The sequence below is a fragment of the Methylocystis suflitae genome (assembly GCF_024448135.1).
Taxonomy (GTDB): domain Bacteria; phylum Pseudomonadota; class Alphaproteobacteria; order Rhizobiales; family Beijerinckiaceae; genus Methylocystis; species Methylocystis suflitae.
In genome coordinates this window covers 1-20,714 of sequence record NZ_JAMRYX010000234.1, presented here as the reverse complement: position 1 = coordinate 20,714, position 20,714 = coordinate 1, and the positions used below count along the sequence as shown (strand labels likewise).

Genomic DNA, 20,714 nt, shown 5'->3' with positions numbered 1-20,714 from the left:
GAGCTATGATCGTCGTCGATAGCTCGGCATTGATCGCCATCGTCCTGAACGAGCCGGAAAGGGAGGCGTTCGAGGCCATCGTAATCGTTGAGCGTGGCGTGATGTCGGCCGTCAATGTGCATGAGTCCGCATGCGTTTTGCGCACGCGCCTCGGTGAGGACGGCGTTGCGCTCATGTGGCGGCTTATGGCGGAATTCGAGATTGAGATCGCGCCCTTCGACGCGGCGCAGGCGCGCGCGGCGATCGCCGCCTATGGGCGCTACGGCAAGGGCGTCGATTCCAAGGCGCGCCTCAATCTCGCCGATTGCGCCTCCTATGCGCTCGCCAAGACCCTCGATTGGCCGCTGCTTTTCAAAGGCGCCGACTTTTCGGCGACCGACGTGCGCGCCTGTCGTTTATGAAGCTGTGGAGAGGCCGAGCGAGCGGGAGCCTCCCTCAACCCTGAACCGCGTCTTTACTCGCGCCCATTCGCTTTGGCGGCGCTCTTGCTATTATGCTTTTGGAGGTCGTCATGTGCGGCATTGTGGGAATCATCGGAACGGCTCCTGTCGCCGGGAAAATCGTCGAGTCGCTTAAGCGTCTCGAATATAGGGGCTATGATTCCGCCGGGATCGCCACTCTGGAGAACGGCCGACTCACCCGTGTGCGGGCGAGCGGCAAGCTCAAGAATCTCGAAGAAAAGCTCGCGGCCGCGCCGCTCTCCGGCGCCATCGGCATCGGCCATACGCGCTGGGCGACCCATGGCCGCCCCACCGAGAACAACGCCCATCCGCACGCCAGCGACCGGGTCGCGGTGGTTCATAATGGCATCATCGAAAATTTCCGCGAGCTGCGCGCCGAGCTGACGGCAAAAGGCCATGTCTTTTCGAGCGAGACCGACTCCGAGGCCGTCGCCCATCTTGTCGCCGACGCGCTGCGCACTGGCGCGACGCCGGAAAAGGCCGTCGCGGCGGCGTTGAAGCGCCTGAAGGGCGCCTTTGCGCTCGTCTTTCTTTTTGAGGGCGAAAACGATCTTCTGATCGGCGCGCGGCGCGGTTCGCCGCTCGCCGTTGGCTGGAGCGACGAAGGCGCCTATCTTGGCTCCGACGCTCTCGCGCTCGCGCCATTCGCGACGTCCATCGCCTATCTCGATGAAGGCGACTGGGTGACGCTGACGCGCGAAGGCGCGCGCTTCCATGACGCGAGCGACGCGCTCGTCGAGCGGCGCTTTCAACCGCTGACGGCCGGATCCTTCCTGGTCGACAAGGGCAATTATCGCCATTTCATGGCCAAGGAAATCCACGAGCAGCCGGAGGTCGTCGGCCGCACGCTCGCGCATTATCTCGATCTCGCCGAGGGCGTCGTGCGCCTGCCGTTCGAATTCAAATTCGACCCGCGCGCGCTCTCGCGCGTGACCATTTCGGCCTGCGGCACGGCCTATTACGCCGGTCTCGTGGCGCGTTATTGGCTGGAGCGCTTCGCGGGCCTTTCGGTCGAAATCGACATCGCTTCCGAATTTCGCTACCGCGAGGCGCCGCTGCCCGAAAATGGCTTGACGATTCTGGTCTCGCAGTCCGGCGAAACCGCCGATACGCTCGCCGCGCTGCGCTACGCTCGCGAACAGGGCCAGCACATTCTCTCGATCGTCAACGTCGAAACCTCGACGATCGCGCGCGAGAGCGACATGGTGGCGCAGACATTGGCGGGACCCGAGATCGGGGTCGCCTCGACCAAGGCCTTCACCTGTCAGCTCGCGGTTTTCGCCTGCCTCGCGCTGGCGCTGGGCCGCGCGCGCGGCGTGCTGAGCAAGGAGCGCGAACGCGAACTGGTCGCCGAGCTCGTCGCCGCGCCGGGGCAGATGGCGCAGGCGCTTGCACACGAGGCGCAGATCGAACCCGTGGCGCGCGACGTGGCGCGGGCCTCAAGCGTGCTCTATCTCGGGCGGGGACCGGCCTTTCCGCTGGCGCTGGAAGGCGCGCTGAAGCTCAAGGAGCTCTCCTATATCCACGCGGAGGGTTACGCGGCGGGAGAACTGAAACATGGGCCGATCGCGCTCATCGACTTCGCCATGCCGGTGATCGTGCTAGCGCCCCCGGACGCGAGCCTAGAAAAAACGGTCTCAAATCTCCAGGAAGTCGCCGCGCGCGGCGGCCACCTGATTCTGATCGGTTCGCCGCACGCCCGGAACGCCGCGGCCGCCGAACTCGCCGGTTTCATCGAAATGCCGGAAAGCGTCGCGGGCCCGTTCGCGGTCATCGTCTACGCCGTTCCGGCGCAGCTTCTCGCCTATCACGTCGCGACCTTCATGGGCAAAGACGTGGATCAGCCGCGCAATCTCGCCAAGAGCGTGACGGTGGAGTAGGGCGCTCAGCCCTTCGTGATGATTTCGACGGCGTTCCGCGCCTCGACGATGGCGCTCTCGACCGCCGGCATGCCCTGACCGTCCGAATGGGCGAGCAGGACGTTGCCGAAGCGTTTTGGCAAGGCGCGCATCGTGGCGATGATCCCCGGCGCGGCGATAAGGTGATGGTGGCCCCAGCGCGTCAGCCGCACCTCGGCGAGCCGCGCCTTGCCGAACGCCTCCGGCATGAAACGTCGCAGCTCTTCGACGATCGGCGCGGCGAAGGCGGCGCGTTCGCCCGCGAGCAGGCGGGCGCGACCCGCGCGAGGGTCTCGAAACGGCGCATAGACGGTCAGCACGCTGTGATCCTTGGGCCGCTCGGCGGCGGGCAGCACGGCGGTCGCACTGATTGCGTCGCTGAAGCTCTGGGCGCCCAGGGCCCAGCTGTCATAGGGCAGCGCCGCCGGCGGTCCCTCGAAGCAGCAATTTGCGACAAGGTAGCTACCCTGCCGCAACCGGGTCATCTGCGCCGTCGCGGCGGGATCGACGCCACGCAGAATGCGGCCTGCAAAAAAGTAGGGCGCGGCGACGACCGTCCAACGCGCCTCAAGGCAGCGGGGCTCTTTTGGATGTCGCGCATCGAACCAGCCCACGCGGGCGTAGCCGCCTTCCGCCGGCTCGATCGCGTAAACCGCGGCGCCCGTGACGATGCGACCCTCGCCGGCGCGCGATATGCGCGCCGCCAAGGCGCGGGCGATTGCCGCATTGCCTCCTGGGAAGGCGTAGATCGGCGCGTTGATCTCCGAAAGAAAATTGACGCCCGCATAGGCGGATATTTCGGCCGTGGGCGCGCCGAGCGCCGAGAGGCTATAGGCGTCAAGCAGGCCGAAGAGTTCGGCGTCGATCTGCTCGCGCCGCAAGAATTCGTGCAAGGAGAGCTGGTCCAGCGCAAGCGCCGACTCCGTCGCCTCCCCGATCGGAATCTTGGGAAAGTCCGGGCTCTCGCCGAGGCGGCGCAAAAGCGCCTTTAGCCGCTCATAGCCGCCGCGCCATTCCCGCTCGCGAGGATCCCCCGCGCCGGCCGCCACGGACAGCGCTCTGTCGACCGGTTCGCTGACCGGGCGCGGCGCGAGGCCCAGCGTCTCGTAAAGCTCCATGAAAGGATGTGATATGTCAACGATATAGGCTGATCCGAGCGCATAATCGACTTCGCGCCAACGCTCGGATTTGGCGACGCCGCCAGGATCCGACTCGCGCTCAAGGACGAGCACGTCGCGATCCCGTAGCAGCGCCGCGACGGCGAGGCCGGCCAGACCGCCGCCAATAACGACGACGTCGACGCGCCGCTCGGGGGCCGAAAGGGGCGCGCGCCAAAGCCCGTCGCGGATCGCGTGCATGGGCGTGAAACTGTCGCCCGTCCATTCGCCCAGCTGATAGGGCGGCTCTTGCGCCGCCGCTTCGGCGCTCGGCAGGATCAACTGAGTCGCCAGGGCGCCCAGTCCCGCGATCGTCGCGCGACGCGTCACCATGGCCGCTTCCCAAGACAATAAGCTCGATACTGCATGCCGTTCCACTGAGGGTGAGCGTCGCCATTGACAGGGGGCGGGCTGAACTGGTCTATGCGGGCGACGCCGCGCCAGGCGCGATAGCTTTGATCGGCGCTCGATCCTGTCCGAGGGACATCTCGCGCTTTTCGAGACCAAGTTCTGAACCTGAAAGGACGCGCCGACACTTGCTCGCCTCGATCCCTCCTGTCTATGTCGCGCCCTTCGAACGGGCTTGGCGCAACCGGGAGCTTATCCGCGCCGTCGTGCGGCGCGAGTTCATTTCCCGATTTCGCGGCTCGGCGCTCGGACCGCTCTGGGCGGTGCTCTCGCCGCTCATCATGCTGCTCACCTATACCGCGCTGTTCTCGATCACGGTTCCGCAGCTTTCCGCCGGTGTGAGCGTCACCGACTATGCAAGCTCGATTTTCATCGGGCTCATTGTCTTCAATCTGTTTAGCGAACTCGCCTATCGGGCGCCAATGCTGTTGCACGAGCATGTCAACTTCGTGAAGAAGTCGATTTTCCCCAGCGAAACCATCGCCTGGACGGCGACGATCCGGGCGTTCACCTACGGCGGAGTGGGCTTCGGCGTCTACATCGTCTTTCGGTTGCTGACAGCAGGAACGCTTCCCTTAACGATCTTGCTGACGCCATTCCTGATCGCGCCCTTTTTTCTCTTTATCATTGGCGTCGTGTGGTTTCTGATGGCGCTCGGGGCGTTCACGCGCGACGTCGCCCATATCATGGCCTCCGTCGTGCCGGTGCTCATGTTCGCCACGCCGATCTTCTATCGCCTGGACCAGATCGCCGCCATGTCCGGATCGGTCGCATTGTGGCTGCGTCTCAACATCGTTGGCGATTACATCGAGATGATGCGCGGCCTTGCGCTTGATGGAACAATTCCAAACGTCTTCGGTTATTTCGCGCTTGTCGCGATCTCCTACGCCGTGTTCCTTGGCGGCTATCAGTTTTTCATGCGCTACAAATCGGTCATCGTCGATGTCATCTGAGCCCACTATCCGCTGCGCGGGCGTCGGCAAGGCTTTCCAGCTCTATGCGCATCAGAACGATCAGCTCAAGCAGATCCTGTTTGGCCTATGGAAGAAATTCTATAAGGATAAATGGGTTCTGCATGACGTCAATTTCACGGTTGAGAGAGGCGAGCGCGTCGGCATCGTGGGACGCAACGGCGCCGGCAAGACAACGCTGCTGCAGATTCTGTGCGGCATTACCCAGCCGACGAAGGGCGATTTCAGGGTCAGCGGCCGCATCGCGCCAATTTTGGCGCTCGGCTCGGGCTTCGACGGCCTGCTGACGGGGCGCGAAAACGCCCGCATCGGCGCGGCGATCCTAGGGCTGTCGCGCAAGGAGGTCGACGCGTGCATCGACGACATTGCCGCCTTCGCGGACATCGGGCCGTTCTTTGAGCAGCCGATGCGCACCTATTCGATGGGCATGATCGCGCGGGTGGCTTTCGCGATCTGCGCCTACGCCAAGGCCGACGTGCTCATTGTCGATGAAGCGCTTTCGGTCGGCGACGAAATATTTCAGCGCAAGTGCGAGAAATACATCGCCGAATTCGCCAAAACCGGCACCATACTAATGGTGTCGCACGATCTCAACTTTCTCGCCTCTCTGTGCAACCGCGTGCTCTGGTTGGAGGACGGCGTCGTGCGCGAGATCGGCGACCCGGCGAAGGTGGTCGCCGACTACCGTAAGGCGATGCGCGCCGAAGAAGGTCAGGCGAGCGGCGCCGCGTAGGCGTCCCGCGCGGATGAAGCGCGTTGGCCGAGAAGGCGCTTGGGCTTTGGGCTGCGGTTGAGCCGGGCAAGGAGCCAAACTGAAACGCCGACTTCGGCGAGGGCGAGCGCGGCAAGCAGCAAGATGAACAGCCCATTGATGCGCAGGAGCGATTCAAGCGCGACGAGAAAGCCGATGTGCACGGCTGGGACCGCAATCGTGGTGAGGCCTCCCGCCGCGCCGCGCCGGCCGGTGATGTTCCCGAATGTCAGGACGAGCGCCATCGCGAGAAGCGTATGGGCAAAGGCGAGCGCCGGCACGCCGAAGCGCTTCGCCGCCTCGGCCGTCCACTCTCCAAGCTGGCGCGGATCGCCCCGCGCAGCAGCGTAATTGGCGAGAAAGGCGCCGGCCGACAATTCATAGACGCCGCGCCAGCCCCGGTCGGGCAGCGATGCGCTGCCCTGCATCGGCAACGCCATGGCGTATTCATCGAAATTGGCGATGCGCACGTCGCCTGTCGTCAATGAGCGCGTCTGGATGCTGCCGTTGGAGAGCGCGACGATCACCCCTGATTCATTGCGGCGAAACTCCGCGCGCGCCGCCGTCACCGTCTCTTCCTGCATCTTTTCGATCGAAAGCTGACGCACGAACAGATTAACCGCAAGGTCAGGCGTCTCCCAACGCTCGATGTAGAGCGTCTTCACGCCATTGTCGAAGGTGTAGAAATGCGCCGCGTCGAGCATGCGATGGTTGAGCGAATTGCGCACGACATTGAGCACATCCTGCATGCCGCTCGAATAATAGGGCGCTGCGAAATTGGCGAGCAGATAGCCGAGGACGACGACGCCGGTCGCCAAGACCAGCGCCGGGCGGCAGATGGCCCAGACGGAAAGGCGCAGCGCGTAGAGAACGGCGACCATGCCTTCGCTCGCCATGCGGCCGAACTCGAGGGCGGTGGCGACGCCAACCGCCATCGGCAGCGTCACAAAGGCCACCGTCGGCGTCACCCCGATCAAAGCGGGAATGACAAGGCCGCCGCGCACGGCGGCCGGCGGCAGTTGGTAAAGCAGATAGGACAAGACGACCGGAATGGAGAGCGCGAACTGCACGATGAGCACGCCGAACCCGATGCGCTTGAGCAGATAGCGGAACAACAGGCGCGGCATGGCGGGGGCTCCGCGCTATCGCTCGGCGTCGCGTCGAGCGGCAAAGAAAGTTCGCGTCGCGCCGCCCAAGCGGAAGAGCGGCGCGCAGGCGTGAAGCGCGGCATGATGCGAGACGCCGCGCGTCACTGGTTGAACCTCGCCCAGGCGGCCTGCGAATAATGCGCCCACGCCTCATCGAACACGCCGTTCTTCGGCAGCGCTGTGGCGCCAGCCCAATGCGCGAAATAGATCTCCTTGCCTTCGTAGTCGACGGGCTTGCCGTTCTTAAATTGGACGCCTGGCGCCTTGTAGAAGCTTTCGTGGGAGGCGCCCGCGATGACGTTCGGCAAAAGCTCGATTTTTAGGCCGCGGCGGTGCGTGACGAAATTGACCAGCGGCTGAGCGAAGAGCTGACCGCGCTTGCGCACGTCATGGAAAATGGCGGCGTCGGTGCGGATTGTCTCGATGAAATCGGACAGCTTCAGATATTGGTTCGATGTGACCCAGAAGCCGTCATTGAAGAGGAGCGCGTCCTTGAGAAACGGATAGTGGTCGCGTCTGTCGTTGTAGACATATTCGAAGCTCGGCGAGGCGACGATGAACTCCGTCTTGCCTTTGTCCAGACGGCCGAACAGCGGCGTGAAGTCACGAAACACAATGACGTCCACGTCGACATAGGCGACTTCATCAAGCGGCAGCGCGAGCGCTTGCAGCTTTCGAAGCCGACGGCGGTTGGTGTTGAAGATGCCGGGATAAAGTTCGTGCGAGAGCTTGTCGATTTCGGTCGGCTCTTCGCCGACGTAATGCGCCCCATAAATTTCCGCGGCGCGGCGCGTCATGCCAACATTGTCGTCATAGGGAATGAGATAAAGCGGCAGCGCGGGATTGGTGTCTTTGTAGCTTTCGAGAAAAGGCAGCAGCCAGTCGATGATCTTGTCATTGCCGACGATGGCGACGCCGTACCGCTTGGCGGGGGCGGGGCTGGCCGCCGCGGCGCCCTCGGGCGATAAGACTGGATTTGGAACGGGAAGCCTCATATAGGGGATGTATTTGAAAATGGCGGGCAAAAGCAAGGGGCGGCCCGGCATTGAGGGAAGATGCGGGTCAGAACGCCTCAATGTGAAACAGCAGCGAGTCGGCGCGCCTGAGAGGCCGAGCGCGCGATTTTCGTAAGCTATTTGAGAACGATCGACCATGTTGCAGCACGATGTCTGATACGATGGGGCATATTTCGTCATCCGCGGCGCGGCGGGCGGAGACCGCCGGCCCGCAGGCGCGGCCTTTTGCCGGCAAAACCGTCGCCGTTGTTCATGCCGCCTGGCACAGTTGCGGCAGTTATCAGGTGAACGTCAGTCAGATCGCCGCCTATAAGGCGCTTGGCGCGCGCGTCCTGTCTGTCGCGATGATGGACGATCTCGCGCGCTGTCCACAGCGCGGCGGGCGCTGGGCAAATTATTTTGAAGCGTCGCGCGACATCGGCGCCGATCGCCGCTTTTATTCGGGCCCGCCGTTCTCCGCCTTGGCGTCCAGACTGCTCGTCGATGGCTGGTGGCGCCTGATCCACGGCGATCAGGCGTCGTGGCTCATCGAACTTGCAAAGCGCGCGCCCCTGCCCGAAGGATTCGAGAGCGAGTCGATCGACTTCATTCACGCCAATCATTACTTCACGCTGCCCTTCGCGGAAAGGCTTATGCGCGGCCGTAAAGTTCCCGTCGTTCTGGAGACGCAGGACATCCAAGCGCGCCAATATGTGTTGCGCAACAAGGGCGGGTTTTTCATTCCGCCCTATGCGACTTACGACGGCATGCTCGAGGTTGAACTCTCATGGATGCGCCGCGCCGATCTTTGCGCGCATCTCAACGAGGAAGAGCATCGCGATTTTCAAAAGCTCCTGCCGGAGGTGCGCCATGCGCTCATCTATCCGGCGGCGCCGTCGGCGCCCTTGGCGCGCGGACGCGACATCATCATCGTGGCGAGCGACAATTACGCCAATTACATGAGCCTTCGCTGGTTCTTGCAGGAGGTCATGCCCTTTGCGGGCGGCGCCCGCGTCGCGATCTACGGCAATATCGATGGCGCCATAAAGAGACGCGACGCGGCGCTCTACGAGTCGCATCGCGCCTTGTTCAAAGGCCGCGTCGACGATATCGGCGCGGTTTACGCCAACGCCGGCTGCGTGCTGCTCCCGACAGTTGAAGGCCACGGCCTGTCTATCAAGGCGGTCGAGGCGCTATCCTGCGGCGCGCCTCTCGTCGCGACCCCGCTGGCGTTCCGCGGCATGCAGGTCGATCCGGCCAAATTGCGAAATGTCGCCCTCGCCGAAAACGCCAGACAATTTGCGGCATTATGGCGCGACGCCCAGACGCGGGCGGCAAGCGGAGAATCAGCAGAGCCGGAGCGAAGCGACACGCGCCGCCTCTACGAAGACGCGTTCAGCCCCGAAGCTTATGCGCGCGCTTTGGCGATGGCCGCCGCCACGCTCTGAATCGGGCCCGAAAGGCCACGCGGCAATTGTCGGAATAGTCGAACTCTGCTTAGGCTGCGGCTCGCCAGCTGGAGGAACGGGTTGAGCATTGGATCGAGTGATTGCTTGGCCCGCGCGCAGCGTCCGCTTCTTGGCCGGCGCGTCGCGTTGATCCACCCCGCTTGGCACTCCTGCGGCACCTACCGCGTCGTCCTTGGCCAGATCGCCGCCTATCGCGCGCTGGGAGCTGAAGTTGTTCCGATCGCGGTCAGTTCCGATCCAGGCTTCGCTCCGGGCCGGAACTGGATTTGGAAATCTTTCAACCGGGCGACTCCGGAACTTGATGGTGGCGCGCGCTATTACGGCGGCGCGCCGTTGCGCGCGATGCTCTCGCTCCGCTTTTTGCGTGACGTGCTGTGGCCCTATCTCCATGGCGATCAGGCGGTGGTTCGTCTCGGCATGGCGGAGCGCGCGCGGCTGTCGCCCGGCATCGAGGGCGCGACGTTCGATCTCGTTCATTGCAACCACTTTTTTCTGATGCCGATTGCGCGCCGTCTTGCGCGCGGCGCCGCGCCGATCCTGCTCGACACGCATGATCTGCAAGCGCGGCAGTTCGCGCTCATCAACGAGAAAAGGTTCTGGCTCGCGCCGCGCGTCTCCTATGAATCGATGCTGGCGCAGGAACTTGAGGCGATGCGCGGCGCCGATCTGCTGCTGCATCTCAATGCGCAGGAGGCCGAAGAATTTTGCGCGCTGGTTCCTGAGAAAGCGCATGCGCTGCTCTATCCCGCAACGCCGGAGGCGCCGACCGGTCCCGGCGGTCCGGACATCATCCTTGTCGCGAGCAACAACACCGCCAATGTCGAAAGCGTCATCTGGTTTCTGCGCGAAGTCGCGCCGAAAGCGCCGGGCATCACGGTGAAGATCGTCGGCAACGTCGACGCCGGGGTGCGTTCAAAGGCGCCGGAACAATACGCCGCCTATAAGGACTGGTTTCTGGGCCGGATCGAAGATCCCGGCGTTGTCTACGCCAACGCCCGCCTTGCACTGCTGCCGACGATCAGCGGAACTGGACTTTCGATCAAAACGGTCGAAGCGCTGTCGAGCGGCCTGCCGCTGATCGCCACCAGGCAGGCGATGCGCGGGATGGATGAGGAAGCGTTGAACCTTTCTGGCGTCGTCATTGTTGATTCGGCTCAAGAATTCGCCGACGCGCTGAGTCGGGCGGCCGCCAGCGCGCCCATGGACGAAATGGGGCGGCGCGGCAGTCCGGCGCGCCGCTATTACGAGTCGCGACTTTCGCTCGCGGCCTATAAGGCGAGCCTCGGCGTCCTCGCCGCCGCGCTGATCAGCGCCGGATCGCAGGAGTAGATTCCGCGAAATCAGCATGATGCGCGAAAGTGTGTCCCATCGGCAACGGCGCCGGAAAAACGCCGTTGCAAACCGCTGCGGTAATTACGTCTTAGGTTTGATGGTGATACTTTGCATTCGAAACTGCCGTTCGTCCCAAGAGGGCGAGCTTATTGGAGGCGCCTCGGATGACTTTCAGAACTTTTATTTTTGGCGCCTTTGCGTCAGTCCTGGCGGTCAGCGCCGCTTCGGCGGCTGACCTCCCGAGCTACAAGGCTCCGCCGCCTCCGCCGCCGCCGCCGGTCTTCAGCTGGGAAGGCTTCCACATCGGCATCAGCGGCTCTTACGCCGGCGGCGTTTCCAGCCAATATTCGCAAACCTACCTGCTGACCGGCGCCTTCCTGGCGATTCCGACATCGACTTCGTTCGGCACGAGCGGATATTTGGTCGGTTACCAGAACGGCTATAACTGGGTGTTCGCCAACGGTCTCGTCGCTGGTTACGAAAGCGAATTCAACTACGCCGACGTTCGCGCGACGGATGCGCGCTCCTATATCGGAGCCGGCGCCAGCAGCCGCCTGCAATGGTTTGGCATGGAGCGCCTGCGCTTCGGCTACGCCTTCGGCCGGTTTCTGCCTTACATCACTGGCGGCCTGGCCTATGGCAAGGTGCTTCCCTATGGCCAGCAGTGGGGTGGGTTGTACCCGACCAACCAGTCCGTGTGGCAGGGCGGTTTCGCCATCGGCGCCGGCATCGAATACGCCATCCTCGACAACTGGACCGTCAAGGCGGAATACATCTTCACCCGCATGAAGGGGGCCAGCAGCGCGAACCTCGGCCTTCCGTTCACTTACCGCACGGGAACCGGCAACTACCTGGATACGAACATCGCCCGCATCGGCGTGAATTATCAGGTCAAAAGCATCGGCGCGCTGATCGGCATGCCTGAACTCGGTCTCTGATCGACGGTCCTCCCTGACGTCGACGAAGCCCGGCCTCGCGGCCGGGCTTTTTTTGTTGGCGCGCCGATGCGATATTCTGGTGGAATGATCCGCAACGCCCCGCTTGCACACCCTTCGGCTCTGAGCCTCGCGCAGCTCAGCGAGCGCTCCCGCGAAATCTTCAGGCTTATCGTCGACAGCTATCTCGCCTCAGGCGATCCGGTCGGCTCGCGTAATCTCGCCCGGCTCCTGCCGATGACGCTGTCACCCGCCTCGGTGCGCAATGTCATGCAGGATCTGGAGGAACTCGGCCTCATCTACGCGCCGCATACGAGCGCAGGACGTCTTCCAACTGAGCTTGGCCTGCGCTTTTTCGTCGATTCCATGCTGCAGATCGGCGACGTAGAGGAGAATGAGCGCGCGCGCATCGTCGCCGAAGTTGAGGCGGCTTCCAAAGACCATGATCTTCCGGGCGTCCTGGCGGAAGCGACGAGTTTGCTGTCCGGCCTGACGCGCGTCGCCGGCGTTGTCGTCGCCTCCAAGGACAATGTGCGGTTAAAGCAGATCGATTTCGTGCGGCTCGAGCCCGAGCGGGCTCTGGTCATTCTCGTCGCCGACGACGGATCGGTCGAAAACCGCGTGATTCCTGTCGCCCGCGATCTCCCGGCCTCGGCGCTTACCGAAGCCGCCAACTATCTGAATGCGCGCGTCTGCGGACGGACCATCGCCGAAGCGCGCGCAAGCATCGAAAGCTCGCGTCAGGCCGCACAAAAGGAACTCGACGAACTCGCCGCGCGAATCGTCGAAGCCGGGCTGGCGACCTGGGCGGGCGCGATGGGCGAATCGCGGCAGCTGATCGTGCGCGGGCAGGCGCATCTTCTTGAGGACCTGACCGCCGCCGTCGACCTCGAACGCGTTCGGCTCCTGTTTGCCGATCTCGAAACGAAGACCGAGGTTATCGACCTTTTGGAGCGCGCCGAGCAGGGCGAAGGGGTCCGCATCTTCATCGGCTCGGAGAACAAGCTGTTCTCGCTCTCAGGCTCATCGATGATTGCTGCGCCCCTGCGCGACAGCGAACGCCGGATCATCGGCGCGCTCGGCGTCATCGGGCCGACCCGGATTAATTACGCTCGGATCGTGCCAATGGTCGACTATACGGCCAGGGTCGTGGCGCGAGTCATCGGAGGGTAAGGCGTCGCGCCGCTTCCTCTCCCTTCCGCCAGCGCAGCTCAGATGGAGCGGGCGACAGGCGAAGGGTTTTACGAGAAATTTTGCGGGTCGACGTCGATCTGAACGCGAACGCCGCCGCGTTCCTTCGGTCCGCTCGCGAGCATGTCGCGCAGAAAGGCCTGCATGTCAGCGCCTCGCGGTCCTTTGGCCAGCAAGCGGAATCGGTAGCGGCCGCGGATGAGCGCAATAGGCGCCTCCGCCGGACCAAGCAGCGCGATTTCATTCTCTTCTGGCCAGGCGCCGGGCGCAGCGACTCTGTAACGCGGCGATTGCGGCAGTTCATGCGCTGCGCGCGCGAGTGCGCGCGCATGCGCTTCCGCCGTGGCGGCGTCCTTGGCGGAAACGATCAGCGCGGCGAGACGGCCGAAGGGCGGAAGTCCCGCCCGCTCACGTATGGCGATCTCCTGTTCATAGAACTTTTCCGCGTCTCCCGAGAGAAGCGCCGCGATCACCGGATGCGTCGGGTGAAACGTCTGGATCAGCGCGTGGCCGGGCGTGTCGCCGCGCCCGGCGCGGCCTGTGACCTGATTGAGCAGCTGAAATGTGCGCTCGGCGGCGCGCGGATCGCCGCTGCCGAGGCCCAGATCCGCATCGATGACGCCGACAAGCGTGAGAAAGGGAAAATTGTGGCCTTTGGCGACGAGTTGCGTTCCGATGACGATGTCGAAGCTCCCCTTTGCAATCTCCTCGAGTTCGCGCCGCAGCCGGTCGGCGCCTCCGGGAAAATCCGACGAGAGGACGAGTATGCGCGCATCTGGAAAGAGCGTCGCCGCTTCCTCGGCAAGTCGCTCGACACCGGGTCCGCAAGCGGCGAGGGAGTCCTCGCTGCCGCACTCCGGGCACAGGTTCGGACGGCGCTCGATATGGCCGCAATGATGGCACATCAGCGCACGCCGAAAACGATGCTCGACGAGCCACGCATCGCAATGTTCACAGCGGAAGCGATGGCCACATGTGCGGCAAACCGTTAGCGGCGCATAGCCCCGCCGATTGAGGAAAAGCAGCGCCTGCTCGCCGCGCGCGATCGTTTCGCCGACCGCCAATGCGAGCTGCGGCGCGATCCATCGGCCGCGCGGCGGGCCTTCCTTGCGCATGTCGATCGCTTCGAGCGTCGGCATGAGGCGTGCGCGCGCCCGCGACTCGAGTCTCAAATAGCCGTAGCGGCCGCGCATGGCGTTGACGCGGGTTTCGATGGATGGCGTCGCGGAGGCGAGAACGATCGTGGCCTCCTCCATCCGCGCGCGCACGACCGCCATGTCGCGCGCGTGATAGCTCACCCCGTCATCTTGTTTGTAGGCGCCTTCATGCTCCTCATCGACGACAATCAGCCGCAAATCCGAAAAGGGCAGGAACAGCGCCGAGCGCGCGCCGACGACCACGCGCACGTCGCCGGTCGCGCAGCCGCGCCAGATGCGCGCGCGTTTGCGCGCCCCGACGCCGGAATGCCATTCGGCGGGCTTTTCGCCGAAACGGTCCGCGAAACGGTCAAGAAATTGAGTCGTGAGCGCGATTTCCGGCATCATGACGAGCGCCTGTCCGCCGGCCTCCAGCGCCTGGGCGAGCGCCTCGAAATAGACCTCGGTCTTCCCCGAGCCGGTGACGCCTTCGAGCAGAAAGGGCTTGAACGCCTGCGGGAAAAGCGACGCCTTCAGCACATCGGCGGCGTGCTGCTGCGCGGGCTCCAATGCCGGCGCAGCGAACAGAGGTTCGAGCGGCGGCGCGATCGGCGCCGGCGGCGCCGCGATCGCCTCTAGCGCGCCCTCGTCAATGAGCGCGTCGATGACGCCCGTCGAGCACGCGGCGGCTTCGGCAAGCGCTTTCTTGGCGAAAGCGACGCCGCCTTCCGCGGCTTTGAGGACGCGGGCGCGCGTCGGCGTCAATCGTTCCGGGACATTGCCCGTCGCGCGATAGAGCATACGCGGCGCCTCGGGCCCGGCCTCTTCCGCCGCGCGCGTGGCGAGCCGCAGCGCCATGCCGCGGGGGCTAAGCGTGTAGCGCGCAAGCCAGTCGATGAAGCTGCGCAGATTTTGCGAAAGCGGCGGCCGATCGAGACGGGCGCTGATCGTCTTGAGATTCCCGCCCGGGCCGGAGCCGCCGTCGATGGACCAAACGACGCCATAAGCCTCCCGGCGTCCAAGCGGCGCTGTGACGCTGTCGCCGGGGGAAAGCCGCATCGCCGCCGGGGCGAGGTAGGAATAGGTCGAATCGACCGCGACAGGCGCCAAGATCTCGACGACTCGCGCTCTTTCTTCCTCGTCCTGCGCCGCGCTCATGCCGAGGGCTTAATCCATTTCCGGTCCTCAGCGAAAAAATTTCTGGAACGAAGCGGCGCGCGACCGGGTTCGAGTATCTCAACCTCTCTACGGAGCCTTCGATGGAAAAATTGTCGCGCATCGGTCTGTCAGCGCTTGTGACGGGAAGCGTCGCAAGCGTCATCTCGACCGCCGCCTTGGCGGCGCTGGCGAAGCTTGAAGGCAGGGGTGCGCTCGAGCCCACCAACGCCACCAGCCATTGGCTTTGGGGGCGCAAATCGCGCGGTCGGCGCGACGTCGACGTCGCACACACGGCGGTGGGCTACGCGACGCATCACGCATCGGCGGTCTTCTGGGCCTTGCCTTTCGAGGCCTGGCTCGCGATGCAGCCGCCGCGCTCAACGTTCGAACTGATCGGCGATGCGGCGATGATGTCGGGAATCGCCGCCACCGTCGATTATGGCGTCGCGCCAAAGCGCATCACGCCAGGCTGGGAGCTCGCCTTGTCGGATCGCTCGATGGTTGCGGCCTTTGCCGCCTTGGCGGTCGGTCTGGCCTGCGGCGCGGCGGCGTCTCGCGCGCTTCTGGGGGAAGCGGAGATGGAGCGAAGGTAGTCCGTTCCACGGCCCTCCTCGAATTCTCGGGCGAGTCGTCGATTGGGCCGGCCACGCATCGCCGACATCCGAGAAAGCAACAAACTTAGACAGTGCAGGGCGCAACGCAGCGTGGGTCGCGCGGAAATCTAAGCGGTATTGTTCGACGAACGAACGCTACAAGATGAGAGAGCCGCAACGCGCAGCCTGCGCATCGCGGCTCATCGCTTTATTGATTTGCCGCCTTCAAATGAATGAGCGCGGTTTCGGCATGACGAACGCCTTTTTCAATTCGGCTCGCGTGGTGGGTGCGCTTGGCCGTCTTGAGCCCCTGACTGAGATGCTTCATCGCCGTTTTGATATGGCCCTTGGGGTCTTCCCCGCTGGCCGCTTTGGCGTGATCCCAGGCGTTATGCGCATCCTCGGCGAAGGAGGAGGCCATATGCTGCTTGCCTTCCTTGATCGCCTCCTTGGTCTCTTCGATCGCCTTAGTCAGATGCTCGCTATGGCTCTGCGCCAACGCCATGTGCGGCGCTACAAGAAAAGCGGCGGCTATGGCCAAAGCGGCGAAAATCGAGCGTCGTGCCAGCATTCTTATTACTCCCCTAGCGCTATCTGAGTTTCGAACGTCCCCAGCCCGTCGGCAAAGGCCAGCGCGAGAGCCACTTAAATGAAATGGCGAGAATTGCTTACTTTCCAAGATGGCGATTTGACGCCCTTCTTGCATTCCGGCGCGCGGGCGCCTATCCCTCAAGAGGCCAGTCGGCTGGACGGCCGCTGCCGAAACGCAGAGGAAAGTCCGGGCTCCACGGAGACACGGCGCCGGATAAGGTCCGGCGGGGGCGACCCCAGGGATAGCGCCACAGAAAGCAAACCGCCGCGCAAGCGGTAAGGGTGAAAGGGTGCGGTAAGAGCGCACCGCCCGAACGGCGACGTTCGGGGCACGGCAAGCCCCGCCGGGAGCAAGACCGAATAGGGGCGACGGAAGGCCTTAAGCGCGAGCTTTTGCCTTCAACCCGTCTCCGGGACTGTCGCCCGGGTTGGTTGCTAGAGGCGGGCGGCAACGTCCGTCCCAGAGGAATGGTCGTCACGTTCTGCAAAGAACGTACAGAACCCGGCTTACAGGCCGGCTGGCGTTTAAATCAGCGGTATTTCGTAGAGGAGATAAGCGGCTTCGGCGAACCAGGACGGCGCGCATTGACGCAGGAGCACGCCGCCATTGGCCTCGATGACGCGGCGGGAAGCGACATTGTCGACGTCGCAACTTAACCGGGCGATTCCGATCCCCATGCCGCGACAGACGTCCAGTGCGAGCGCGAGCTGGCGCTTGCCATAGCCGCGCCCCTGCATTGATGGCCGCACGCCATAGCCGAGATGGCCGCTAAAATGCGCCAGCAAATGGGTGTTAATGCGCGCGCGGATCGTAATGCCGCCGATGAATCTCTCTCCATCGATCAGCCAGAAGGCGTTGGCGGGAACGCTGGGCAGCATTCGCTCGCCGAATGCGACAGGGTTTTGGCCGTCGCGGTCGAGTCCCGCGAGGTGGCCCGCGAAATCCTGCTCTACGGCTGCGATTTCCCTTGCGTCGTAAACGCGCCGGCCGCCGACGGACAGGCCTTCCCGCAGCGCCTCGAGATAGCTTTCGCGAAAAAGCGGCGTCGGCCGGACCAGAAAGCATTGCGTCATTTTGCTTGCGCCGCCTTGAGGCCGCCAAATTCGCGCCACCGTAAACGCTCCCTTAACGATAAAAAAGCCTAATAAGACCGGTTGCCGATCGGCGCGTGGCGACCAGCCTGCTTCCGACGCCTCGCGGTTCCATGTCGATCAAGACCGCCCAGCCGCAATCGAGCCGTCTCGGCGAGCCAGCGCTCGCGGGGCGCACAGGATCGCGCCGGCCTCGCGCCGCGCGTCTGGTGAGGAGCATGCCGATGACGTCCGCTGGGACGCATATTCCTGTGCTGAGCGATGAGGCGATCGCCGCCCTCGGCGTCCATCGCGGGGGCCGCTATATCGACGCTACCTTCGGCGCCGGCGGCTATACGCGCGCCATAATGGCGCAGCCGGAAACGCGCGTGCTCGCCTTCGACCGCGATCAGACCGCCGTTAAAGCCGGCCGCGCGCTTGTCGACGAGATGCGCGGACGGCTCACGCTCGTTGAAGCGCGCTTTTCTCAACTCGAGGACATTGCGCGCGCGCAAGGCTTCGCGCCGCTTGACGGCGTCGTCTTCGACATCGGCGTCTCGTCGATGCAGTTCGACCAAGCCGCGCGCGGCTTTTCCTTCCGCGCCGAGGGTCCGCTCGACATGCGCATGGAGGGGCGAGGGCGCAGCGCCGCCGACATCGTCAATGAAGCGGATGTAGAGACGCTCGCCGATATCCTGTATTTCTACGGCGAGGAGCGCGCCGCGCGGCGCATCGCCCGCGCCATCGTCCACGACCGTGAGATTGCGCCTTTCACGACGACAAGAGCGCTGGCCGAAATGATTGCTCGCGTCGCTCCCAATCGCGCCAGCGACATTCATCCGGCGACCAAAAGCTTCCAGGCTTTGCGCATCGCCGTAAACGACGAGCTTCAGGAATTGCTGAAGGGGCTGCTTGGCGCGGAACGGCTTCTCGCCGAAGGCGGTCGTCTCGTCGTCGTGACGTTCCACTCGCTTGAGGATCGTATCGTCAAGCAGTTTCTCGCCGAACGCTGCGGTCGCGGCGAAACCGGCTCGCGCCGCCTTCCCGGCGAAGCCGCGCCGCCGCCGCCAAGCTTCGTTTGCGAGGGTCGCCAACCGGTGACGCCTGCGCCCGCCGAGACGGCGGCCAATCCGCGCGCGCGTTCGGCCAAACTGCGCTACGCGACGCGCACGGCGGCTGCGCCCTATCCGCTCGACGAAAGGCTCGCGCGTCTCGCTCGTCTGCCCGATCGCGACAAGGGAAAAGCCTGATGCTGCGGCTCCTCAATATCCTTGCGGTTCTCGTGCTCGTCGGTTCGGCGGTATACGCCTATTCGATCAAGTATCAGACGAGCTTTCGCGCCGAGCAGATCACAAAGACCAAGATCGAGATCAGGCAGGAGCGCGATGCGCTTGCGGTGCTGCGCGCCGAATGGGCTTATATGACCCGGCCCGAGCGCATTCAGCAGCTCGCTGACGCTCATCTGCCCGGCATGAAACAGCTTGACGCGACGCAGATCGTCACCGCGCAATCGCTTCCCGAAAAATCGCCGCGCGTTGATTCCATCGGCAATAAGCTTGACGCGCTCGGGTTGAGCATGCCAGCGACGCCGCCCGTCCCCGGCAGCGCGCCGACGACCACGCCCAAAGCGCAGGGACAAAGCCAAGAGCGACGCAAGCCATGACGCAGACGATGCGCGACACGCAACCTTCGCCGCCGCCGAACGGCAAAATACGCGCGATGCTGCGCGCTCTGTTTTCGACGAGTCTTGCGCTGAGCGCGTCGCGCATGCGGCTCGCGGCGCTGGGCTTTCTCGTGCTCTACGCGGTGATTTCGATCAAGCTCGTCTATCTCGGCTTTAAGCCGGAGGCGTCGACGTCGCGGCGCGCCGCGGCGGAGGCGGTCGCGGCGTCCCGCCCGGACATCATCGATCGCAACGGCGAGGCGCTCGCAAGCGACGTCAAGGTGATGTCGGTGTTCGCTGAGCCGCGCCGCATCATCGACAAAGACGAAGCGACCGAACTGTTGACCGCGGTTTTGCCTGGCCTCGACGCCCGCGAATTGCGAGAGCGACTCGGCTCCAAGAAGGGCTTCGTTTGGGTGAAGCGCGAGGTGACGACGCATCAGCGCGACGAAGTTTTCCATCTCGGGCTGCCGGGCGTCGGATTGATCGCCGAGAACAAGCGCGTTTATCCCAACGGACCGATCGGCGCGCATGTGCTCGGCTTCGCCAATGTGGACAATCAGGGCATCGCCGGCATCGAGAAATACATCGACGGGCAGGGTCTCGCCGATTTGCACGGCGCCGGCTTCGGCGTAACGCCCGAGGAACTCAAGCCCGTGTCGCTTTCGCTCGACATTCGGGCCACGCATGCGTTGCGCGACGAACTCGAAAAGGGCGTAACGCATTTCAAAGCGAAGGCAGGCGCCGCGGCGATCTTGGACGTCAACACTGGGGAGGTGATCGCGCTCGCATCGCTTCCCGACTATGACCCGAACAAGCCGACGGACGCGCTCGATCCTCTCCACATCAACCGCATGAGCGTCGGCGTTTATGAGATGGGCTCGACCTTCAAGGCGCTGACCATCGCGATGGCGCTCGACTCCGGCAAGGTCAATCTGAATTCACGGCTCGACGCGCGCGGCGTGCTCTCATTCGGGCGCTTCAAGATCCATGACTATCACGCGCAAAACCGCGCGCTCACATTGCCGGAAGTTTTCACCTATTCCTCCAATGTCGGCACCGCGCGTATGGCGATGGGACAGGGCGTGGAGCGGCACAAGGCGTTTTTGCGCAAGATGGGCCAGCTCACGCGCATGCGCACCGAACTGCCCGAAAGCGCCGAACCGATCGTGCCGAAAAACTGGGGCGAGTTGAACACCATGACCATCGCCTTCGGGCATGGCCTTGCGGTGGCGCCGCTCCAGGCGATGATGGCCGTCGGCGCGCTGATGAATGGCGGCTATATGATCACGCCGACCTTCATCAAGCGCAGTGAGGAGGAAGCGAAGGCGGGCGCCGAACGCGTCGTGAAGCCGGAGACGAGCGAGGCGATGCGCTATCTCATGCGCCTCAACGCCGAAATCGGGACGGCGCGGAAGGTGAACGTCGCCGGCTATTACGTCGGCGGCAAAACTGGCACCGCGGAAAAGGTCGTCAACGGCCATTATTCGAAGAACCGGCTGTTTAACACCTTCATGGCGGTCGCGCCGTCGGACAAGCCGAAATATCTGTTCCTGACCATCATGGACGAACCGCAGGGCTTGCCGGAAACCGGCGGCTACGCCACGGCGGCCTATAATGCGGGACATGTAACGGGCGAGATCATCGAACGCGTCGGTCCGATTCTTGGCCTCGCGCCGCGTTTTGAGCCGCCGCACCAGCCTTTCCCTCTCCTCGCCAAATTGGGTTATGGCTATGCCAATGTTCCGGCCCGCGGCGGCGGAGGACATTGATGCTGCTTTCGGAA

18 protein-coding genes and 1 other RNA gene are annotated in these 20,714 nt (G+C 63.9%); 13 read left to right on the top strand and 6 right to left on the bottom strand.

The features are described from left to right. Window positions 1-401, top strand: a 401-nt coding sequence (locus NEI07_RS17960; RefSeq protein ID WP_256036504.1) for a type II toxin-antitoxin system VapC family toxin, incomplete at its 5' end; no start/stop codon positions are given. 110 nt (window positions 402-511) lie between these two features. Further along, the gene (gene glmS, locus NEI07_RS17955) at window positions 512-2,341 is read left to right on the top strand and encodes a glutamine--fructose-6-phosphate transaminase (isomerizing) (RefSeq protein ID WP_256036503.1); all 1,830 of its coding nucleotides are present in this window, start codon (window positions 512-514) and stop codon (window positions 2,339-2,341) included. 5 nt (window positions 2,342-2,346) lie between these two features. Here glmS and NEI07_RS17950 read toward each other — a convergent pair whose 3' ends face one another. Next, a complete protein-coding gene (locus NEI07_RS17950) occupies window positions 2,347-3,849 on the bottom strand; it encodes an FAD-dependent oxidoreductase (protein WP_256036502.1) in 1,503 nt (500 codons plus the stop codon). 203 nt (window positions 3,850-4,052) lie between these two features. Between NEI07_RS17950 and NEI07_RS17945 the strand changes: the two genes are divergently transcribed. Continuing rightward, a complete protein-coding gene (locus tag NEI07_RS17945) occupies window positions 4,053-4,877 on the top strand; it encodes an ABC transporter permease (RefSeq protein WP_256036501.1) in 825 nt (274 codons plus the stop codon). Further along, a complete protein-coding gene (locus NEI07_RS17940) occupies window positions 4,867-5,628 on the top strand; it encodes an ABC transporter ATP-binding protein (protein WP_256036500.1) in 762 nt (253 codons plus the stop codon). The genes NEI07_RS17945 and NEI07_RS17940 overlap by 11 nt, the downstream gene beginning before the upstream one ends. Here the strand turns inward: NEI07_RS17940 and NEI07_RS17935 are convergent. Next, entirely contained in the window at window positions 5,607-6,773 is a 1,167-nt protein-coding gene (locus tag NEI07_RS17935) for an LptF/LptG family permease (RefSeq protein ID WP_256036499.1), read from the bottom strand. The two genes, NEI07_RS17940 and NEI07_RS17935, sit on opposite strands and share 22 nt — an antisense overlap. Window positions 6,774-6,895: 122 nt before the next feature. Next, a complete protein-coding gene (locus NEI07_RS17930; protein WP_407659938.1) occupies window positions 6,896-7,789 on the bottom strand; it encodes a hypothetical protein in 894 nt (297 codons plus the stop codon). Between the two features lie 170 nt (window positions 7,790-7,959). On the opposite strand from NEI07_RS17930, the gene NEI07_RS17925 reads away from it, so the two are divergent. From NEI07_RS17925 to hrcA, 4 genes are all read left to right on the top strand, one after another. After that, window positions 7,960-9,237, top strand: coding sequence for a glycosyltransferase (locus NEI07_RS17925; RefSeq protein ID WP_256036496.1), 1,278 nt, complete (start codon window positions 7,960-7,962; stop codon window positions 9,235-9,237). A gap of 105 nt (window positions 9,238-9,342) precedes the next feature. Continuing rightward, window positions 9,343-10,587: a glycosyltransferase gene (locus NEI07_RS17920; protein WP_256036493.1), complete on the top strand. Its 1,245-nt coding sequence runs from the start codon at window positions 9,343-9,345 to the stop codon at window positions 10,585-10,587. A gap of 167 nt (window positions 10,588-10,754) precedes the next feature. Beyond that, complete coding sequence (locus NEI07_RS17915) at window positions 10,755-11,528, top strand: outer membrane protein (protein WP_256036491.1); 774 nt, start codon at window positions 10,755-10,757, stop codon at window positions 11,526-11,528. Window positions 11,529-11,612: 84 nt separating this feature from the next. Then, complete coding sequence (hrcA, locus tag NEI07_RS17910) at window positions 11,613-12,698, top strand: heat-inducible transcriptional repressor HrcA (RefSeq protein ID WP_256036507.1); 1,086 nt, start codon at window positions 11,613-11,615, stop codon at window positions 12,696-12,698. A 68-nt stretch (window positions 12,699-12,766) separates the two neighbouring features. On the opposite strand, the gene NEI07_RS17905 is transcribed toward hrcA, so the two are convergent. After that, entirely contained in the window at window positions 12,767-15,010 is a 2,244-nt protein-coding gene (locus NEI07_RS17905; protein WP_256036489.1) for a primosomal protein N', read from the bottom strand. Window positions 15,011-15,111: 101 nt separating this feature from the next. Here NEI07_RS17905 and NEI07_RS17900 point away from each other — a divergent pair, with 101 nt between their 5' ends. Continuing rightward, entirely contained in the window at window positions 15,112-15,603 is a 492-nt protein-coding gene (locus NEI07_RS17900) for a hypothetical protein (RefSeq protein WP_256036487.1), read from the top strand. A gap of 208 nt (window positions 15,604-15,811) precedes the next feature. On the opposite strand, the gene smbP is transcribed toward NEI07_RS17900, so the two are convergent. Further along, window positions 15,812-16,174 carry a small metal-binding protein SmbP gene (gene smbP, locus NEI07_RS17895; protein WP_256036484.1) on the bottom strand — a complete coding sequence of 121 codons (363 nt, stop codon included), beginning with the start codon at window positions 16,172-16,174 and terminating at the stop codon, window positions 15,812-15,814. A 166-nt stretch (window positions 16,175-16,340) separates the two neighbouring features. Between smbP and rnpB the strand changes: the two genes are divergently transcribed. Further along, an RNA gene (gene rnpB, locus NEI07_RS17890) (RNase P RNA component class A) lies at window positions 16,341-16,720 on the top strand. On the opposite strand, the gene NEI07_RS17885 is transcribed toward rnpB, so the two are convergent. Next, complete coding sequence (locus NEI07_RS17885; RefSeq protein ID WP_256036481.1) at window positions 16,720-17,268, bottom strand: GNAT family N-acetyltransferase; 549 nt, start codon at window positions 17,266-17,268, stop codon at window positions 16,720-16,722. The genes rnpB and NEI07_RS17885 overlap by 1 nt on opposite strands. Window positions 17,269-17,510: 242 nt before the next feature. Here NEI07_RS17885 and rsmH point away from each other — a divergent pair, with 242 nt between their 5' ends. Genes rsmH through NEI07_RS17870 form a run of 3 tightly spaced genes read left to right on the top strand, consistent with a single transcriptional unit; the run spans window position 17,511 to window position 20,700 of the window. After that, window positions 17,511-18,515 carry a 16S rRNA (cytosine(1402)-N(4))-methyltransferase RsmH gene (gene rsmH / locus NEI07_RS17880; protein ID WP_256036478.1) on the top strand — a complete coding sequence of 335 codons (1,005 nt, stop codon included), beginning with the start codon at window positions 17,511-17,513 and terminating at the stop codon, window positions 18,513-18,515. Further along, on the top strand, window positions 18,515-18,928 hold the full coding sequence (gene ftsL / locus NEI07_RS17875) for a cell division protein FtsL (protein ID WP_256036475.1): 414 nt from the start codon (window positions 18,515-18,517) through the stop codon (window positions 18,926-18,928). The genes rsmH and ftsL overlap by 1 nt, the downstream gene beginning before the upstream one ends. After that, entirely contained in the window at window positions 18,925-20,700 is a 1,776-nt protein-coding gene (locus tag NEI07_RS17870) for a peptidoglycan D,D-transpeptidase FtsI family protein (RefSeq protein ID WP_256036472.1), read from the top strand. Before ftsL ends, NEI07_RS17870 begins: the two co-directional genes overlap by 4 nt. Window positions 20,701-20,714 lie beyond the last annotated feature (14 nt).

Excerpts from the sequence above, each read along its gene's own strand:
- NEI07_RS17930 (WP_407659938.1), bottom strand. The coding sequence starts at position 7,789 with ATGAGGCTTCCCGTTCCAAATCCAGTCTTATCGCCCGAGGGCGCCGCG.
- NEI07_RS17935 (WP_256036499.1), bottom strand. The coding sequence starts at position 6,773 with ATGCCGCGCCTGTTGTTCCGCTATCTGCTCAAGCGCATCGGGTTCGGC.
- ftsL (WP_256036475.1), top strand. The coding sequence starts at position 18,515 with ATGCTGCGGCTCCTCAATATCCTTGCGGTTCTCGTGCTCGTCGGTTCG.
- NEI07_RS17900 (WP_256036487.1), top strand. The coding sequence starts at position 15,112 with ATGGAAAAATTGTCGCGCATCGGTCTGTCAGCGCTTGTGACGGGAAGC.
- NEI07_RS17925 (WP_256036496.1), top strand. The coding sequence starts at position 7,960 with ATGTCTGATACGATGGGGCATATTTCGTCATCCGCGGCGCGGCGGGCG.
- NEI07_RS17905 (WP_256036489.1), bottom strand. The coding sequence starts at position 15,010 with ATGAGCGCGGCGCAGGACGAGGAAGAAAGAGCGCGAGTCGTCGAGATC.
- NEI07_RS17870 (WP_256036472.1), top strand. The coding sequence starts at position 18,925 with ATGACGCAGACGATGCGCGACACGCAACCTTCGCCGCCGCCGAACGGC.
- glmS (WP_256036503.1), top strand. The coding sequence starts at position 512 with ATGTGCGGCATTGTGGGAATCATCGGAACGGCTCCTGTCGCCGGGAAA.
- hrcA (WP_256036507.1), top strand. The coding sequence starts at position 11,613 with ATGATCCGCAACGCCCCGCTTGCACACCCTTCGGCTCTGAGCCTCGCG.
- NEI07_RS17950 (WP_256036502.1), bottom strand. The coding sequence starts at position 3,849 with ATGGTGACGCGTCGCGCGACGATCGCGGGACTGGGCGCCCTGGCGACT.
- smbP (WP_256036484.1), bottom strand. The coding sequence starts at position 16,174 with ATGCTGGCACGACGCTCGATTTTCGCCGCTTTGGCCATAGCCGCCGCT.
- NEI07_RS17885 (WP_256036481.1), bottom strand. The coding sequence starts at position 17,268 with ATGACGCAATGCTTTCTGGTCCGGCCGACGCCGCTTTTTCGCGAAAGC.
- rsmH (WP_256036478.1), top strand. The coding sequence starts at position 17,511 with ATGACGTCCGCTGGGACGCATATTCCTGTGCTGAGCGATGAGGCGATC.
- NEI07_RS17915 (WP_256036491.1), top strand. The coding sequence starts at position 10,755 with ATGACTTTCAGAACTTTTATTTTTGGCGCCTTTGCGTCAGTCCTGGCG.
- NEI07_RS17940 (WP_256036500.1), top strand. The coding sequence starts at position 4,867 with ATGTCATCTGAGCCCACTATCCGCTGCGCGGGCGTCGGCAAGGCTTTC.